Annotated in this window: 17 protein-coding genes; 9 read left to right on the forward strand and 8 right to left on the reverse strand. The window is 72.3% G+C overall.

Features of this window, described 5'->3' with window-relative positions; genetic code table 11:
- Positions 1-156: 156 nt before the first annotated feature.
- A complete protein-coding gene (locus ACFQ87_RS10855; RefSeq protein WP_380610314.1) occupies positions 157-1,788 on the reverse strand; it encodes an ADP-ribosyltransferase domain-containing protein in 1,632 nt (543 codons plus the stop codon).
- A 195-nt stretch (positions 1,789-1,983) separates the two neighbouring features.
- Here ACFQ87_RS10855 and ACFQ87_RS10860 point away from each other — a divergent pair, with 195 nt between their 5' ends.
- On the forward strand, positions 1,984-2,664 hold the full coding sequence (locus ACFQ87_RS10860; RefSeq protein ID WP_380610315.1) for a macro domain-containing protein: 681 nt from the start codon (positions 1,984-1,986) through the stop codon (positions 2,662-2,664).
- Between the two features lie 135 nt (positions 2,665-2,799).
- Complete coding sequence (locus tag ACFQ87_RS10865) at positions 2,800-3,168, forward strand: DUF4180 domain-containing protein (RefSeq protein WP_380610316.1); 369 nt, start codon at positions 2,800-2,802, stop codon at positions 3,166-3,168.
- Positions 3,169-3,252: 84 nt separating this feature from the next.
- On the opposite strand, the gene ACFQ87_RS10870 is transcribed toward ACFQ87_RS10865, so the two are convergent.
- Positions 3,253-3,639 (reverse strand): RidA family protein, encoded by a 387-nt coding sequence (locus ACFQ87_RS10870; RefSeq protein ID WP_380610317.1) that lies wholly within the window; start codon positions 3,637-3,639, stop codon positions 3,253-3,255.
- Positions 3,640-3,711: 72 nt separating this feature from the next.
- Here ACFQ87_RS10870 and ACFQ87_RS10875 point away from each other — a divergent pair, with 72 nt between their 5' ends.
- Entirely contained in the window at positions 3,712-4,623 is a 912-nt protein-coding gene (locus ACFQ87_RS10875; protein ID WP_380610318.1) for a LysR family transcriptional regulator, read from the forward strand.
- Between the two features lie 98 nt (positions 4,624-4,721).
- Positions 4,722-5,267: a hypothetical protein gene (locus ACFQ87_RS10880; protein ID WP_380610319.1), complete on the forward strand. Its 546-nt coding sequence runs from the start codon at positions 4,722-4,724 to the stop codon at positions 5,265-5,267.
- An 85-nt stretch (positions 5,268-5,352) separates the two neighbouring features.
- Here ACFQ87_RS10880 and ACFQ87_RS10885 read toward each other — a convergent pair whose 3' ends face one another.
- From ACFQ87_RS10885 to ACFQ87_RS10895, 3 genes are all read right to left on the reverse strand, one after another.
- Positions 5,353-5,730 carry a hypothetical protein gene (locus tag ACFQ87_RS10885; RefSeq protein WP_380610320.1) on the reverse strand — a complete coding sequence of 126 codons (378 nt, stop codon included), beginning with the start codon at positions 5,728-5,730 and terminating at the stop codon, positions 5,353-5,355.
- 35 nt (positions 5,731-5,765) lie between these two features.
- Positions 5,766-6,638 carry a polysaccharide deacetylase family protein gene (locus tag ACFQ87_RS10890; RefSeq protein WP_380610321.1) on the reverse strand — a complete coding sequence of 291 codons (873 nt, stop codon included), beginning with the start codon at positions 6,636-6,638 and terminating at the stop codon, positions 5,766-5,768.
- 194 nt (positions 6,639-6,832) lie between these two features.
- Positions 6,833-7,522 (reverse strand): TetR/AcrR family transcriptional regulator, encoded by a 690-nt coding sequence (locus ACFQ87_RS10895; RefSeq protein ID WP_380610322.1) that lies wholly within the window; start codon positions 7,520-7,522, stop codon positions 6,833-6,835.
- 99 nt (positions 7,523-7,621) lie between these two features.
- On the opposite strand from ACFQ87_RS10895, the gene ACFQ87_RS10900 reads away from it, so the two are divergent.
- Complete coding sequence (locus ACFQ87_RS10900; protein ID WP_380610323.1) at positions 7,622-8,635, forward strand: zinc-binding dehydrogenase; 1,014 nt, start codon at positions 7,622-7,624, stop codon at positions 8,633-8,635.
- 79 nt (positions 8,636-8,714) lie between these two features.
- Positions 8,715-9,311: a DUF1349 domain-containing protein gene (locus ACFQ87_RS10905; RefSeq protein ID WP_380610324.1), complete on the forward strand. Its 597-nt coding sequence runs from the start codon at positions 8,715-8,717 to the stop codon at positions 9,309-9,311.
- A gap of 102 nt (positions 9,312-9,413) precedes the next feature.
- Here ACFQ87_RS10905 and ACFQ87_RS10910 read toward each other — a convergent pair whose 3' ends face one another.
- Positions 9,414-10,598: an SUKH-4 family immunity protein gene (locus tag ACFQ87_RS10910; RefSeq protein WP_380610325.1), complete on the reverse strand. Its 1,185-nt coding sequence runs from the start codon at positions 10,596-10,598 to the stop codon at positions 9,414-9,416.
- A 248-nt stretch (positions 10,599-10,846) separates the two neighbouring features.
- On the opposite strand from ACFQ87_RS10910, the gene ACFQ87_RS10915 reads away from it, so the two are divergent.
- On the forward strand, positions 10,847-13,648 hold the full coding sequence (locus tag ACFQ87_RS10915) for a penicillin acylase family protein (protein WP_380610326.1): 2,802 nt from the start codon (positions 10,847-10,849) through the stop codon (positions 13,646-13,648).
- 48 nt (positions 13,649-13,696) lie between these two features.
- Here the strand turns inward: ACFQ87_RS10915 and ACFQ87_RS10920 are convergent, their stop codons facing one another.
- A complete protein-coding gene (locus ACFQ87_RS10920) occupies positions 13,697-13,996 on the reverse strand; it encodes a hypothetical protein (protein WP_380610327.1) in 300 nt (99 codons plus the stop codon).
- Between the two features lie 108 nt (positions 13,997-14,104).
- Here ACFQ87_RS10920 and ACFQ87_RS10925 point away from each other — a divergent pair, with 108 nt between their 5' ends.
- Entirely contained in the window at positions 14,105-15,322 is a 1,218-nt protein-coding gene (locus ACFQ87_RS10925; protein ID WP_380610328.1) for a pyridoxal-phosphate dependent enzyme, read from the forward strand.
- Here ACFQ87_RS10925 and ACFQ87_RS10930 read toward each other — a convergent pair.
- Positions 15,319-16,077, reverse strand: coding sequence for a class I SAM-dependent methyltransferase (locus ACFQ87_RS10930; protein ID WP_380610329.1), 759 nt, complete (start codon positions 16,075-16,077; stop codon positions 15,319-15,321). The genes ACFQ87_RS10925 and ACFQ87_RS10930 overlap by 4 nt on opposite strands.
- Before the next feature lie 94 nt (positions 16,078-16,171).
- Here ACFQ87_RS10930 and ACFQ87_RS10935 point away from each other — a divergent pair, with 94 nt between their 5' ends.
- Positions 16,172-16,714, forward strand: a complete 543-nt coding sequence (locus ACFQ87_RS10935) for a winged helix-turn-helix transcriptional regulator (protein ID WP_380610330.1) — start codon at positions 16,172-16,174, stop codon at positions 16,712-16,714.
- Positions 16,715-16,722 lie beyond the last annotated feature (8 nt).

Here is a 16,722-nt window from a genome sequence, read left to right on the forward strand (position 1 = left end):
CCGAACCGCCGGTTCGTCAGCTCAGGTGGACCGGCAGCGGCCGGGAGTGCAGGACGTCCAGCCGGAACACCGCCCGGGTCAGCACCACGTAGAGCCCGCCGCCATCGCCGAGGCGGAGCCCTAACCGGGTAAGACACTGGGGGCGCTGTGGTCGGCTCAGGACACCAGGGGCGCCTCCTCGACCTCGGTCAGCGTCACGGTGCACAGCCCGCCGCGCTGGGCCTGCACGTCCGTGACCTTCAGCTGGGTGCCCGGCAGCAGGATGAACTCCTCCTCCCCCGTGAACGCCGAGAACCGCTGGATGCCCGTGGCCCGCAGCGGGCGCACCTCGAACAGCGTCCGCTTGCCCCGGCTGCCCAGGAAGGACTGGGCCACGCCGAGCTTGGAGGTGCAGGAGGACACGCCCCACCACGTCACCGTCCGCCCGAGCGGGTACTGCTTGCGCAGGTCCAGCGAGACCCCGCGCCAGAGCGGCTCGGTGCGCACCGGAAGCTGCGACACCGCCGCGAACAGCAGCCGCAGGTACGGCAGGTACGGCACCAGCCGGCCGCGGTCCGGCGAGCGCAGTACCGCGTTGATCTCCCGGTAGAACGCGGACTCGCAGGTGTAGAGGTAGAGCGCCGCGATCGCGTCGGCGGACAGGCCGGACTCCCCCTCGTCGGCGCGCCGCTTGCCGAAGTCGTGCGACAGCGCGACGTGCCGGTCCAGGCCCCGGAGCAGCTCGGCCACCGGGGCCACGGCCCCCCGGAAGTCCATCAGCGGCGTGTCGAACACCCCGCTGATCGCCGGGAGTTCGAGGCCCTCGTCCTTGACGCTCGCGAGTCGGTCCAGGTAGAGCTGGTGCAGCTCCATGGTCGAGGCGATGAACGCGCCCATCCGCTCGGCGACCCCGCCGTCCGCACCCCCGCCCTGCGCCGCACCGGCGTTCCAGCCCGTGCTGGGGAGCCAGTCGACCTCCTCGGAGCCGAGCGAGGCGAGCGCGGCGTTCACCGTGGCGAAGTGGTCGCCGTCGCAGAAGATGTCGCCCTGGGCGGCCGGGTTGGCGTGGTCGATGTGGCGGACCTCGACCTCGGGGTACTTCTTCTGCAGCCGCAGCACCATGTTCTTCAGGCTGCGCGCGTGCGCGCCCCACCAGGCGAAGACGACGCCCCGGTCCTCCTCGTCGGCCTGCTGCTTGGCCCGGAGGATCTCCTCGATGATCCGCTCGGCCACCGGCCGCCAGAACCCGGTGTGCTGGTCCGGCCCCATCGCGCCGTCGGCGCTGGCGGTCAGGGCCGCGTTCAGCAACAGCACGCCCTGGGTCAGCATCGCCTGGAACCACTCCGGCGGCTGGACGGTCTCCCGCTCCTTCAGCAGCGCCCGTATGTCGGCGATCGGCGTCTTCTTGGGGATGCCGTACTTCCACATCGCCGCGGCCTTGATGAGGCAGCGGATGCTGATCACCCGGCCGAACTGGCTGTCCTTCCAGTCGTGGAAGGTGTTGTCGAACATGGCGATGCCGGTGGCGCTCTCCGGCCGCGGGTAGGGGTTCTGGCCGAAGACCACGACCTTCCACTTGTGCGGCGCGTGCGGCTTGAGCGCCTGGAAGGTCAGCTCACGGACGGGCACGACCTCCGGGCTGCGGCCCGGACCGATGAACGAGGCCGCGCCGGGCTGCGCCTCGATGACGGGCTTCAGCAGCGGGAGCCACGGCTCGCCGCCGCCCCGGAACAGCTCCGCGAGGGCCAGCGGGTCGTTCGGGTCGTTCGGCTCGGACTGGGCAGCAGCGGTGGTGTCGGCAGCGCTCATGGTGGTACTCCGGCTGGATCGGATCACGGAAAAATGGAGATGACTGTCCGTCAGCTTTCCGGCGGACAGCACATTCCTAGCAGCCGGGACCGACAGTCCCGGGCCGCCGGTCGGCGGCGGACGGATTGTCAGTGGTGCGCGCTAACGTCCTGATCGACAGCGGGAAACAGCTCGACGAACGACAGGAGTTCCTACATGACGACGGACCGCGCGCAGTCCCCGCTGAGGGTGGTGCTGACCGACCTCAACACGACGGTGGTCGAGTCGTGGCGGGCGGCCTTCGCCGACACCCCCGGCATCGAGATCCGGCACGGCTCGATCCTCGCCGAGGAGGTCGACGCCTGGGTCAGCCCGACCAACTCCCGTGGCCGGATGGACGGCGGGACGGACGCGGCGATCAAGCGGCACCTGGGGGCGGGCATCCAGCTGCGGGTGCAGCGGGCGATACGCGACCGCTACGCGGGCACGCTGCCGGTCGGCAGCGCGGTCTGCGTGCCGTCCGGAGCGGTCAACCCGAAGTTCCTGATCTCGGCGCCCACGATGCAGGCCTCCTCGCAGAACGTGAGCGAGACACTGAACGTGGCGCTCGCCTGCGCCGCCGCCTTCCAGGCCGTGCACCGGCAGAACCGGCTGGCGCCGGGCAGCATCCGGTCGGTGGCACTGGTCGGCATGGGAGCCCAGACCGGCCGGGTCCCGGCACGGGTGTGCGCCAACCTGATGTGGACGGGCTACACGCTGTTCAACGACCACAGCTTCGAGAGCGACGAGGAGCTGCGCGCCACCATCCTCGCCCAGCTGGACGACATCGAGAAGGCTCCCGCCACCCAGCGGGTGCGCATCTCCGCGCCCACGGGCCGCAGCCGGTCCGGGCGGTAGCCGCGGCGGCCCCCGGTACGCGACCCGCGGCGGGCCGGTAAATCGGTTCCGGGCGCCGGGCCCCTCCACCTACATTGGGGCTCGTACACGGATGATCACATCCGGATCGTCACGCCCGACCGGCAGGAGAGCGCCATGGCAGACACAGTGCAGGAACTGAGCGGGGTGAAGGTGCTCGTGTGCGACGCGGCCGGGCCCGCGATCACCACCGTGCAGGACGCACTGGATCTCATCGGCGCGACCTACGTCGGCGCCGGGATCGTCGCCGTGCCCGTCGACCGACTGGACGACAAGTTCTTCGTCCTGAGCACCGGGTTCGCCGGCGAGGTCATGCAGAAGTTCGTCAACTACCATGTCCGGCTGGCCGTCATCGGCGACATCTCCCGCCACCTGGAGGCCAGTTCGGCGCTGCGCTCGCTGGTCCAGGAGTCCAACACGGCCGACCACATCTGGTTCCTCCCGGACACCGAGGCCCTCGCCGCCCGCCTGACGGGCCGCGCCTGACGGCACCCCGACCGCGGGCCCGGATCCGACGACAGCCGTCGGATCCGGGCCCGTCGTCGACGTCGCCGAAACCGGGGCCTGCGGTCAGGCGGCCCGCCGCGCGTACACCTCGATCTCGATCCTCATCCGAGGATCGGCCAGACCGCACACCATCATGGTGGCGGCCGGCCGGACGTCGCCGAAGCAGCGGCGCAGCACCGGCCAGCAGGGTTCGAAGTCCGCGCGCTCGGGCAGCAGGTAGCGCACCCGCACCACGTCGCCGAAGCCGCACCCCGCCTCGGCCAACGCGGCCCCGATGTTGCGCAGGCACTGCTCGGCCTGCTCCACCACGTCCTCGGAGATCGTCATGGTGGCGTAGTCGAACCCGGTCGTGCCGGACACATGCACCCAGTCACCGTCCACCACGGCACGGGCGTAACCGATCTGCTCCTCGAAGATCGAACCGCTGAGGATCGCACGTCGCTCTGTCATGCGCGGAACGCTAGGTGGCCTGCACCGATACGTCCAATACGCGATTGGGCATGACATGATATCCCTGAGCGTATGGAGCAGCTCCCCGAACTCCCCCTCCGCCAGCTGTACGCCTTCACCGTCCTCGCCGAGGAACTCCACTTCGGCCACGCGGCCGCCCGGTTGGGCATCGCCCAACCGCCGCTGAGCCAGCAGATCCGCCGCCTGGAGGAGAAGGTCGGGCATCCGCTGTTCCACCGCGAACCCGGCGGCATCACGCTGACGGCGGCCGGCCGGGAGCTGCTGCCCACCGCGCGCCGGGTACTGACCGAGCTCGCGGACGGCCTGGCCTCCGCCCGCGCCGTCGGCAGCGGCGAGACGGGCCGGCTGCGGATCGGCTTCTCCGCCTCGCTCGCGCTCACCGTCCTGCCCGGCCTGCTGCACACCTTCCGGGAGCGACACCCGGGCGTGCATCTGGACATCCGCGAGATGACCACCGCGCCGCAGCTCGCCGCCCTGCACGACCGGGGCATCGACCTCGGCCTTCTGCGCGAACCGCCCGAGACCGAGCCGGAGCTCTGCTTCCGCACCGTGCTCAGCGAGAGCTTCGTCGCCGTACTCCCCTCCACCCACCCGCTCGCCGCCCAACGGAGCGTCCTGCTCGCCCAGTTGGCGGACTCACCGTTCGTGCTGCTCCCCCGCGCGGTCGGCCCGCAGCTGTACGACCGGATCACCGGCCTGTGCACCGCGGCGGGCTTCACCCCGCGGATCGGGCAGCACGCGGTGGAGTGGCAGACCGTGTGCGCGCTGGTGGAGGCCGGCCTCGGCGTCTCGCTCGCCCCGGCGAGCATCCGCCGCATCCGGCTCAAGGGCGTCGCGTTCCGCCGGATCGAGCCCGCCACCGACGGCACCCGGGTGGCCGTCGCCTGGCGCCGGAACGACCGGAACCCCCTGGTGGCCCACCTGTTGACGGCCGTCAGCCAGGCCGGCCCCACCGTCGGCTAGCCACCGGATCCACCCGATTCGCCTGACGCCGCCCGGATCGACGGACTACCCTGCGGACGTACCGCGCTACTTTCTGTAGCCAACTGAGAAGGAGTCCCGTGTCGTCTCCCTGTGATCCCCAATTCGCTCCCGCCGGCGACGTGAGCGCAGCGCTCATGATGATCGACTCCCGGCTCAAGGCCATCCACGACAGCAGGAGTGAGTCGGACCCCGAACAGCAGCGGATGGTCGAGGAGCTCGCCGCCTCCCTGGGCGGCGCCGCCGGGCTCACCGCGCTCCTGGACGGCGCGTGCACGCTCATCTACATGTACATGAACTGGCTGCGGACGGCGTTCGAGCAGCACGACGAGGACGTCGTCGAGTACGTGGTGCCCACCCTGGTGGCCACGATGCGCATGATGCCCAAGACCTTCCGTCCCGAGGTCATCCCCACCATGGCCGGCCTGCTCATCGCCGCGGGCACCGGCCTGAGCCCGAACCTGTGGCGCGCGCAGTACGGGGACTGGACCGCCGCCGAGATGAATCCCCTGGAGGCGGTGACCGTCCTGCTCGCGGAGCACGTCAACCGGGTGTCCGGCAGCGACGACCCCGGCTTCGCCACCCGCTTGATCGCCGAGGCCCTGTCCCAGGCGGACCGGGGCTGACGTGCGGCATCGCGCATGGTCGAAGGGTGACCCGTCCAGCTGAGGTTTCACCGATCCCGACGAAGCTTGACCAGCCCCTACGAGGTCACTCGGCCGTGAGCCGGATCCGGTCGACGGACGGCAGGGAGGTCGGCATCTCGTCGGTGACCCAGGCGTACTCCAGCGCCGACAGGGTCGTGCCGCCCTCGGCCCACACCAGCAGTTCGCCGATGTATTCGCCGGAGCCGTCGTGGACGGGAGCATCGACCGGCAGGGGCGTGGATGCCAAGGCGGGCCGGCGCACCGAACCGCGCACCCGAAGGTCGACACTCGCCGACTCCGCTCCCCAGGTGGCCACCACTTCGGTCCGGTCCAGTTGGCTGCGCAGCGCCGAGGCACCGACGAAGTCGGCCGCCAGGAGGTGTTCCGGCACGGCTCGCTCGGAGTCGTTCAGCGGACGAGGTTCGATGGGCACGACAGGCATGCGCTCATCTTCGCGGTTCGCCGCCGGACGGTGTGTCACGGTGCGGTTTGGACCGGGAAGCCGGTGGGGCGGCCCTGCTCCTTCAGCCAGCCGAGCACCTGGCCGAGGGCGTCGACGGTCTGCTGACGGTCTCCGCCGCCGTCGTGGAACAGGATGGTCGGGCCGTTGCCGATCTCCTTCTTGACCGTGTCGACGATGGCAGCCGTGCCGGGCCTGGTGAAGTCCTTCGAGTCGACGTTCCAACCGAGCGGACGCATGCCGTTCGCGGCGGCGATGCGCCGGCTGTCGGGGGTGAACGAGCCGCCGGGAGCCCGGTAGTACATCACCTTCGCGCCGCCGCCCGCGGCCTCCTCGATCATCTTCTTCGCGTCCAGGATCTCCTTCTCCTGGTAGGCGACGGGCTTCTTGTCCATGGACGTGTCGTGGTCCACGGTGTGGTCGCAGAGCCGGTGGCCCCCCGCGACGACCTGCTTGACCAGGTCGGGGTGGGCCTTGGCCTGCGGTCCGATCATGCAGAACGTCGCCTTCACGCCGTACCGCTTGAGCACGTCGAGGACCTTCGGGGTCCAGACGGGGTCAGGTCCGTCGTCGATGGTGATGTTGACGGCGTTGCCTCCGGCCTCGGAGGCGTGGGCTATGCCGTCCGGTATGCCGCCCTGCTGCGTACCGCCACTGCTGCCCTGGGAGCTGCCCTGGGAGCTGCCCTGGGAGCCGTCCTGGGAGCCGTCCTGGCCGCCGTGGCCGTCGGCGGTCCCGTCCTGCCCGTGTGCGGCGTTCTGGTGGGAGGCGGGAATCGACCCGGTGACCGTCGGAACCCCCCAGGCGGTCGCCGCCACGACGGCGACCGCTACAGCAAGGGCCACCCTCGAACGGTTGCCCAGCTTCCCCATGCGCGCCTTGAAGTCCATCAACGGCCACTCCCCCCGACTGCAACTGCATGTTCTCCAAGGTCCATGACGTCAACTGAATCGGAAGGGTTCCCTCAGTTTGACGCGCGTAGCCGGTCGGTGGCGACTCGCTGCTGTGATCCCGGGCCGGAGAGTGCGTCCCGGGGACGCCCCCGAGCGGGCACTTGGCTCAACAAGGCCGCTGGAACGCCCCGTCAGACCCCGGTGAGCGCCAACCGGATCCAGCGTTCGGCCTCCCCCACCGCCACCGGCACGTCGAAGGCCTCCGGAGCGGCCGCCGCCTGCACCACCAGCCCCTTGATCAGGCCTACCAAGGCCAGTGCGAACGCCCGCGGGTCCACCCCGGCGCGCACCTCGCCCTCGGCCAGCCCCTGCCCCACCACCTCCGCCGCCCAGCCGCGCGTACGCTCGTCCAACTCCGCCACCGCAGCGGTCAGTTCCGAGGAGCCGGCGAGCGCCTCGGCGCCCAGCACCACGAAGGCCCGGCCCAGGTCGGTCGGGTTGCGCACCCCCTCCAGACAGCCGCGCGCGAAGGCGCACAGCTCCGCCACCGCCCCGGCGCCGCTGCGCTCCGGCGCGGCCGCCGCCATCGCCTCGGCCAGTGCCTCCTCCTGGAGCCGGGCCAGCAGGGCGGCCTTGGAGCCGAAGTAGTGGGTGGCCAGGCCGCGGCTGAAGCCCGCCTCCTCCCCGACCTTCGCGAGCGTGACCCCGGTGCTGCCGTGCTCGGCGATCAGCCGGGCGGCGGCGGCGAGCAGCGCCGCCTCGGCGCGGGCCCGCCGCTCGGCCTGGGTGCGGCGCGGCGGCGGCTCCTGCGGCGGGGACTCCTGCCGGACGGCGTCCTGCGGTGCCTTCATCGGGGCGACCGCTTCATCGTGCGTGGACATATCACCATGCTAGGGTTGAATTTGCTTGTTGGACAACAAGCAAGTTTGATACGGCGAGGCGCTTCCCGGCCTCGCCGCCCCGGCAGAAGGGAAGTCCCGATGACCGCCACGATGCTCGCCGGCCGACTCGACGTCACCAAGGGTGCTTTCGCCGTCGAGGAGGTGCCCGTCCCGTCGCCCGGCCCCGGCGAGGTGCTGATCAAGGTCGAGGCCGCCGGCGTCTGTCTCTCCGACGTCCACCTGATCGAGGGCATGCTCAAGCCGCTCCACCTCGAGGGCGACAAGGTCACCCTCGGCCACGAGGTGGCGGGCACCGTCCACACCCTCGGCACGGGCGTGACCGGCGCCGCCGTCGGCGACCGGGTCCTGCTGCAGGCCGGCGAGACCCGCGGCGGCGTGGTGTACACCCGGGGCGTGGACTACGACGGCGGCTGGGCCGAGTACGCGCTCGCCACCGCCACCACCCTGGTGCCGATCCCCGACGACCTCCCCTTCGAGCAGGCCTGCTTCATTCCCGACGCGGTCTCCACCCCCTGGGTCGCGATCACCACCACCGGCGCCGTCCGCCCGGCCGAGGCGGTCGGCGTCTGGGGCGTCGGCGGGCTCGGCGCCCACGGCGTGCAGCTGCTGCGGGCCGTCGGTGCCTTCCCGATCGTCGCCGTCGACCCGCTCCCCGCCGCCCGCGAGCGCGCCCTCGCCTTCGGCGCCGACGCCGCCCTCGACCCGGCCGACCCCCAGTTCACCGAGCACCTGCGGGCGGCCACCGGCGGCCGCCCGCTCTCCGCCGCCTTCGACTTCGCCGGCGTCGCCCCGGTGCGCGAGCAGGCCATGGCCACCCTCGGCGAACGCGGCCGACTGGTCCTCGTCGGCCTCACCGACAAGCCGCTGACCGTCACCAACGGCACCCTGGTCAGCTACCTGCGCCAGCAGATCCTCGGCCACTACGGCTCCGAGGGCCAGGACGTCATCGACCTGGTCGACCTGGTACGCGGCGGCCGCCTGGAGTTCTCCCGTTCGGTGAGCGGCACCTTCCCGCTGGCCGAGGCCGCCCGCGCGGTGGAGGCCCTGGAGCGCAAGGAAGGCAACCCGATCCGGCTGGTGCTCAAGCCCTGACCGCCCCTGCCCGGGCTGCGGGGCGGGTGATTGGATGTCCTTTCAGAAATTTGCAGCAACCGCCGGAAAGGACCGCCCGATGCACCCGCCCCGCGACATCCCCTGGCACGAGGGCAGCTGGCTCAACCCGCCGGCGGACACCCGCACCGACGGCACCGACCTCCTGGTCACCGCCCGCGCCCGCAGCGACTTCTGGCGCACCACCAGCTACGGCTTCGTCCGCGACGACGGCCACGCACTGCTCGCCGACTTCCCGCCGGGCAGCGCCACCGAGGTCACCTTCGTCGCCGACTTCGCCGCCCTCTACGACCAGGCCGGCCTGCTGATCCGGGTCGACCCCCGGACCTGGATCAAGGCCGGAGTCGAGATGAGCGACGGCCTCCCCCACCTCGGCGCGGTGGTCACCCGCGGCCTCTCCGACTGGTCCCTCGCCCCCGTCCCCGACTGGCACGCCCGCCCGGTCACCGTCCGCGCCAGCCGCACCGGCGACGCCATCACCATCCGCGCCCGCTGCGAGGACGGCCCCTGGCGCCTGGTCCGCCTCGCGCCCCTCGCCCCCGACGCGACCGCGACCGCCGGCCCCTTCTGCTGCTCCCCCGAGCGCGACGGCCTCCAGGTCCGCTTCACCCGCTTCACCCAGAGCCCGGCCGACACCGCACTGCACCTGCCCACCTGACCGGGGCGCGGCATCGGACCGGCAGCCCGGCACCCGGCTGCCGGCCCGCGCCGCAACCGCTGTCCGGCGCCCTCCACCGTCCGCAGCTGCGTCGCTCGTCCGCTACTCCAGCAGGCTGCCCATGTGCCCGTCGTCCACCCGTATCGGCCAGAAGTGGCTCTCGGTGGCGAACGCTTCCGGGTCGAGGGCCCGCATCACCGCCTCGGCCGCGCTGTCGAGGAGTTCGGACGGCTCGAACACCGACCACGGCGCCGGGGTCCGCGGGTGTTCCGCCTCGCGCCGTTCGGCTCGCAGGCGTTCGAAGGTCCAGAGCACGTAGAGCAGGGCAGAGAGGTCGCGGTGCAGGTAGGCGGCCGGGTCGCCGTCGTCCCACCAGTCGGGGAGTTCGACCCGGCCGGTGGCGCCGTCGAGCACGGCCACGAAGTCGTACATCCACCCGCCGACGACCAGGAACTCGCCCTGGTGCGGGCGGGTCGACAACTCGCCCTCGTCGTCGGGGTCGAAGTTCTCCGGGTAGTCCTCCGCCAGGGTGCTCAGCGGGCCCTCGGCGTCGACGTCGAGCATGCACCGGCCGGAGACGGGCAGGCCGATCTCGGTGAGCAGGCGCCGGGTCGGGACGTGAGTGAGGCTCGCGGGCAGGTCGGCGTCCTCGAACCGGCGAACGCCGCCCTCGCCGGCCAGCGTCGCGAGGTCCTCGACCAGGGCCGGATCGACGGCGTACGCCAACTCGCCCGGATCACCGGGCTCGGCGCCCCAGGCGAGGGAGCGGATCGCCAGCGCCGTGTCCCAGTGCGCGGGCCGGTCTCCCGTCCGCCGGAACAGCTCCGGGTCGGCCTCGCGCAGCAGCCGCCGTACGAACCGCCCGATCTCGGTGACGGTCGCCGGACCGTGTGGCCGCGCCCCACCCTCCGCCAGGTCGTGTTCGCCGGCGGCGGCCGAACTGACCGCCTCGATCTCGGTCGCCAGCGCGATCAGGCGGTCCGGACCGGTGGCCAGCAGATCCCGCTGGAGGACGTCGTCACCGTCCGGGCGGGCCAGGTAGACCTCACCGCTCGCACCGTCCAACAGCACGGTGACCGGCCCGTGGACCGTCCAGGCGTCGTAGCGGGCCTCGCCCAGCACGTACAGCCCCTCGGTGCCCTGAATGCCCTGCCGCTCGTACCAGGACGCAGCGGTTTGGAGCGGCTCGTCCCCCGAGGCCTCCAAGTCCAGGTACGCGTGCGACCAGCACAGCTCCCCGGCGGCGAGCAGCTCCCGGCTCGGCCCGTGGGTGATGCCCTCGGGCACCAACCGAAGCCTGCCGACGTCCACACCAGTCCCCGTCACCGCTCGCCCCCCTGCCCCGTCCCTCACGACGGACGATCTTCCACCGACGCGAGCGACCCTAGCCGACACCACTGACAATCCGCCCACCCCGGATCCGCCCGACCGTCAACTCCGGCGCAGAAACCACGAAATGGCATGCACGCCACTAGCCAACCGTCCAGTAGCACCCCTACCGTCGACTCCCCGTGGCTTCGACGGAGGAGCTCGCCTTGCGCCCACGCCCCCACCGCCTCCGCTTCCCGGCCGCCGCCCTCGCGTCGGCCCTACTCGTCACCGCCGCCCTGACCACCCCCACCACCGCCACCGCCGTCCCCACCGGCACCACGACGGCCGCCGCCGACTACTGCGGCGGCCACTGCACCGACATCCTCCCGCCCGGCGAGAACGGCAACGCGACGCTCGCCGAGATCCTGCTCAACCGGATGTTCGGCAGCCGCCCCGCGCACACCGACGACCAGCTCGGCCCGTACGCGGCGCTCGCCTCCGGCTACCCCGGGCTCACCGAGGCCGGACTGCGCGGCTTCTTCAACGACGCCTCCTTCGGCGTCCCCGCCGACCAGGTGGCCAGCACCACCTCCCCGCGCCCGGACGTCACCATCGTGCGCGACAAGGCCGCCGGCGTGCCCCACATCACCGGCACCACCCGCTACGGCACCGAGTTCGGCGCGGGCTACGCCGCCGCGCAGGACCGGCTCTGGGTGATGGACCTGTTCCGGCACGTCGGCCGCGGCGAGCTGTCCGGCTTCGCCGGCGGCGCCGCCGCCAACCGCCAGCTGGAGCAGAGCTTCTGGCAGGCCGCGCCGTACACCGAGGCCGAGTTGCAGCAGCAGATCGACGCGCTCGCCGCCCGCGGCGGCCGGGCCGCCCAGGCGCTGGCCGACGCCAACGCCTACCTCGACGGCATCAACCAGTACGTCACGCAGGCGTACAACGGCCGCACCTTCCCCGGCGAGTACGACCTCACCGGGCACATCGACCCGATCACCAACGCCGGTTCGATCGAACCGTTCAAGCTGACCGACCTGGTCGCCCTGGCCTCCGTGGTCGGCGCGCTGTTCGGCGCGGGCGGCGGCAACGAACTCGCCTCCGCCCAGGTCAAGTCGGCCGCCGAGGCCCGCTACGGCAAGGACGCCGGGGACGCGCTCTGGAAGTCGCTGCGCGAGGCCGACGACCCCGAGGCGGTGCGGACCCTGCACGACGGCCAGAGCTTCCCGTACGCCACCGTGCCCGACCAGCCGCAGGGCCAGGCACTGCCCGACCCCGGTTCGGTGGTGCCCGAGCGGATGATCTACGACACCACCGGCTCGGCGGGGTCGACCACGACCACCGCGAACGGCGTCCTGCCCGGCAACCTGCTCACCGCGAAGCACGGCATGTCCAACGCCCTGCTGGTCTCCGGCGCGCACACCGACGACGGCCACCCGGTCGCCGTGTTCGGCCCGCAAACCGGTTACTTCGCCCCGCAGTTGCTGATGCTGGAGGAGATCCAGGGCCCCGGGATCAGCGCGCGCGGCGCGGCCTTCGCGGGCCTGAGCTTCTACGTGCAGCTCGGCCGCGGCCAGGACTACGCCTGGAGCGCCACCTCGGCGGGGCAGGACATCACCGACACCTACGCCGTCCCGCTCTGCACCACCGACGGCTCGCCGGTCACCACCGCCGCCAACTCCTACCTCTGGCACGGTCAGTGCCTGCCCTTCGACCGGCTGGAACGCAAGGACGCGTGGAGCCCGACCACCGCCGACTCCACCCCGGCCGGCTCGTACACCCTGGTGATGTACCGCTCCGACTACGGCCTGGTGACCGCCCGGGGCACCGTCGGCGGCACCCCGGTCGCGTTCACCTCGCTGCGCTCCACCTACCGGCACGAGGCCGACTCCATCATCGGCTTCCAGGAGTTGAACGACCCCTCCGCGGTCCACGACGCACCGAGCTTCCAGCAGGCGGCAGGGGACATCAACTACACCTTCAACTGGTTCTACGCCGACTCCCGCGACATCGCGTACTACAACTCCGGCAGCAACCCGGTGCGCGCCCCCGGCGTCGACGCCGGCCTGCCCGTCCTCGCCCAACCCGCCTACGAGTGGGCCGACTTCGACCCGGCCACCAACACCGCCCGGTACACCCCGCCCGCCGAGCACCCGCAGTCCGTCAACCAGGACTACTACGTCTCCTGGAACAACAAGCAGGCCGACGGCTACACCACCGCCGGCTTCGGCAACGGATCGGTGCACCGCGCCAACCTGCTCGACGACCGGGTCAAGGCGCTGCTCAAGAACGGCGGCACGGTCAGCCGGGTCTCGCTCACCCAGGCCATGGAGAGCGCCGCGCTCACCGACCTGCGGGCCGAGGACGTCCTCCCCGACCTGATCCGGGTCCTGCGCAGCGGGCCGGTCACCGACCCGGCGACCCTCACCGCGCTGCAACAGCTGGAGGCCTGGCTCGCCGACGGCGGCCAGCGGAAGGAGACTTCAGCCGGCAGCCACACCTACGCGGACGCCGCCGCGATCCGGGTGATGGACGCCTGGTGGCCGCTGGTCGCCGACGGCGTCATGCGGCCGGGGCTCGGCGACCAGCTGTTCACCGCCCTGACCGGCGCGCTGCAGATCAACGAATCGCCCTCCGGCGGGCAGACCGGCGCCGCCGGCGGCCCGGTGAGTGCCAACGAGTCCATCCCGCACAAGGGTTCGTCCTTCCAGTACGGCTGGTGGAGCTACCTGGACAAGGACCTGCGGTCCGTCCTCGGCGACCCGGTCGCCGGACCGCTGGCCCGCCCGTTCTGCGGCGGGGGCGACCTGACGGCCTGCCGGAACGTGCTGCTGAACACCCTGAGCCAGGCGGCCGCCCAGACCCCCGCCCAGGTCTACCCGGGCGACGGCGACTGCTCGGCGGGCGACCAGTGGTGCGCCGACACCATCATCCAGCGGCCGCTGGGCGGGGTGACGGACGACAAGACCACCTGGCAGAACCGCCCGACGTACCAGCAGGTGGTGCAGTTCGCCGGCCACCGCTGAGCGGTTGACCCACGTCCGCCGGCGCCCACGCAGAGGGCGCCGGCGGCGTCACTTCGTCCGCCCGTTGGCCTTCCGCTCCTCGTCCCGCAGGTTGCGGGCCTCGCGCTCCAAGCGCCGGTACGCATGCACGTACGCTTCGGAATTGTCGGGGGAGATCCGATCGGCGACGGCGTAGGCCAACTCCCCCGCGCTCTCCACCAGGGCGGCGAGCGCCCCCAACAGCGCCGCCTCCTCCGTCTCCGGAACCTTCTCCCGGCTGGTGTCCCGCGCCTTCGGCAGCGCGTTCTCCCGCAACTGCCGCCGCGCCTCACCCACCGCGTCGACCATCGCCCGTACACCGCTGTCCATCGCGCCTCCAGCTCCTGCCCGCCCTCCGACGTCCCGGTGAGTGTGCCCGCCCGCAGGGGAATCAAAAACCCCACCCTGTAGCACCTGAAACACAGCTATGGTACTTACATGGCAGCAGACGACTCCCTCGCGACCGGCCAGCGCTCGCTCGGCGACCCCGACCTCCACTACCCGCTCTGGCCCCCGCTCACCGCAGGTTGCCCGCGGACCAGCTCGGAGGACGTCTCCTACCCCGTCGAGGTCGACTACGCCTACGACAAGGCCGACCCGGCCGGCCTGTTCGCCCCCGTCAAGGCCCGCGGCGGCCTGGAGCGGTGGGCGCCGCTGCTGCCCCCGCTGCTCGCGCCGGGCCTCGGCGAGGGCGCCACCCCGCTGGTGGAGATCCAGCCGGGCGTCCACATCAAGGACGAGTCCCGCAACCCCACCTGGAGCCACAAGGACCGGCTGAACCGCTGCACCGCCGGCGCCGCCGTGGGCGTCGGCGCGCCCGGCATCGCGGTCGCGTCCTCCGGCAACCACGGCGCCTCGGCCGCCGCCTACGCCGCCCGCGCCGGACTGCCCTGCGTCGTCTTCACCGGCCCCGACCTGCCGCCGGCCGTGGACGCGTTCCTCAACGCCTACGGCGCGGTGGTGCTGCCGGTGCCGTGGGAGGCCCGCTGGCCGCTGCTGCGGCAGGTGGTCGAGCGGTTCGGCCTGCACCCGGTCAGCAACCTGACCACCACCCACACCGGCCACGCCTACGGCCCCGAGGGCTACAAGACCGTGGCGTACGAGATCTTCCAGGACGTGGGCGTGCCGAGCGCGGTGTTCGTGCCGACCGGGTACGGCGAGCTGCTGTTCGGTGTCTGGAAGGGCTTCGCCGAGCTGCGCCGACTCGGCCTGGCCGACCGGGTGCCGCGCGTCTTCTCCTGCGAGTCCGCGGCCTCCGGCCCGCTGCGGCGGGCGATCGCCCGGGGTGTCCCGGCCACGCGCGTGACGGTCGGCCCGAGCGACGCCTACTCGATCGCCTCCCCGGTCAGCGGCTACCGCGGCGTGGTCGCGGTACGTGAGAGCGGCGGCCGGGCACTGACCGTGGACGACGGCCAACTCGTCGACGCCCAGCGCGAGCTGGCCCGCGCCGGGCTGTGGACGGAGCTGTCCTCGGCGGCCGGCCTGGCCGGCCTGCGCAGCCTCGGCGAAGAGGCCCTGGGTGAGGGCCCGGTGGTCTGCGTCTCCACCTCCAGCGGCTTCAAGGACAAGGCCGTGGGCAGCCGCCCGACCACCCCGGTCACCCCCGAGTGGTCGGACGTCGAACGCCGCCTGCGCGCCGCGGGCATCACCGGTTAGCGCTTCACCGCATACCCCAGGTAGGTCACTTGCGGCCGGACGGCCGGGGACAGGACGAAGTCGACCAGCGACGGAATCCCCTCGTCGGTGATCCGGCCGCTTCGGCGCGCCAGGACCGCCCGGACCAGGTTGAGCGGGTTGCGGGGCTTGAACTCGCGGATGTCCTGGTTGCGCAGGCCGTGCCGGGCCAGTGCGGCGGTGAGCTCGTCCGGGGTGCGCAGCCGGGCGGCGGTGTAGCGGCCGGGCGGCATGATCCGGGTCATCGGGATGGCCTGGAAGGCGCCGAGGTAGACCAGCCGCGAGAGCACGGTGCGGCTGACGGTGTCGTAGGCCAGGGTGCCGCCGGGGGCGAGCACCCGGGCGGCCTCACCGAGGACGCCGTCCAGGTCGTCGGTCACCTCGAAGGTGTCGGCACCATAGACAAGCTCGAACTCGGCACTGCCGAACGGTAGTTCCTCCCCGCGAGCAACCAGGTTGGTGACCGCGGGGCCGCCCCTCCCCTGCGCGGACCGGGCGTACGAGGCGGCCACCGGGGACGGGTCGACGGCCGTCACCCGGTAGCCGAGCCCGGCCAGCCCGCCGGCCACCAGACCGCGCCCGCCGCCGACGACCAGCGCGCGACGGCCCTCGCCGCGCGGGGCGACCTCGGCCAGGTAGGCCATCCGGACGGCCTGGAAGGCGAGGGCGCGGATGTGCCTGCCGTCGATCGCCTCCGGGGACGGTGCGTCGAGCTCGATGTGCGGGATTGTGCGCATGGCTGAACTCCCTCAGGACTCACTCGAACGTTCAGGTTCCCTGAGGGAACTTATCAGGATGGGTTTCCTCGGGGAACCCGTCTACGCTGGCCGCATGACCCGCACCTCGCTCGCCGACGTCGCCTGCTCCATCGCCCGCGCCACCGACCTGTTCGGCGACGCCTGGACGGCGCTGATCATGCGGGACGTGCTGACCGGCATCCACCGCTTCGACGACCTGGCCCAGGACCTGGGCATCTCCCGCAAGATCCTGGCCGCCCGGCTGGCCCGGCTGGTCGAAGAGGGCGTGCTGGTGCGCGAGCGCTACCAGGAGCACCCGCCGCGCGAGGGGTACCGGGCCACCGAGAAGGGCGCCGAACTGCACGCCGTGCTGATGGCGCTGATGGCCTGGGGCGACCGCTGGTACGCGGGCGAGGCCGGCCCGCCGGCCCGGATCCGCCATCTGGACTGCGGGCGGGACACCACGCCCGTGACGGCCTGCGGCCACTGCGGCAGGCCGCTCACCGCCGCCAACACCACCGAATTGCCCGGCCCCGGCGGCCGAACCGGCCCCGGCACCCAGGTCCTCGGCCCGCTCCTCGCCACCCGCGCCGCCCGAACCGCCCGAACCGCCCGAACCGCCCGAACCGAACACTGACGGCGCAG

The sequence above is a fragment of the Kitasatospora sp. NPDC056531 genome (genome assembly GCF_042794375.1).
GTDB lineage: Bacteria > Actinomycetota > Actinomycetes > Streptomycetales > Streptomycetaceae > Kitasatospora.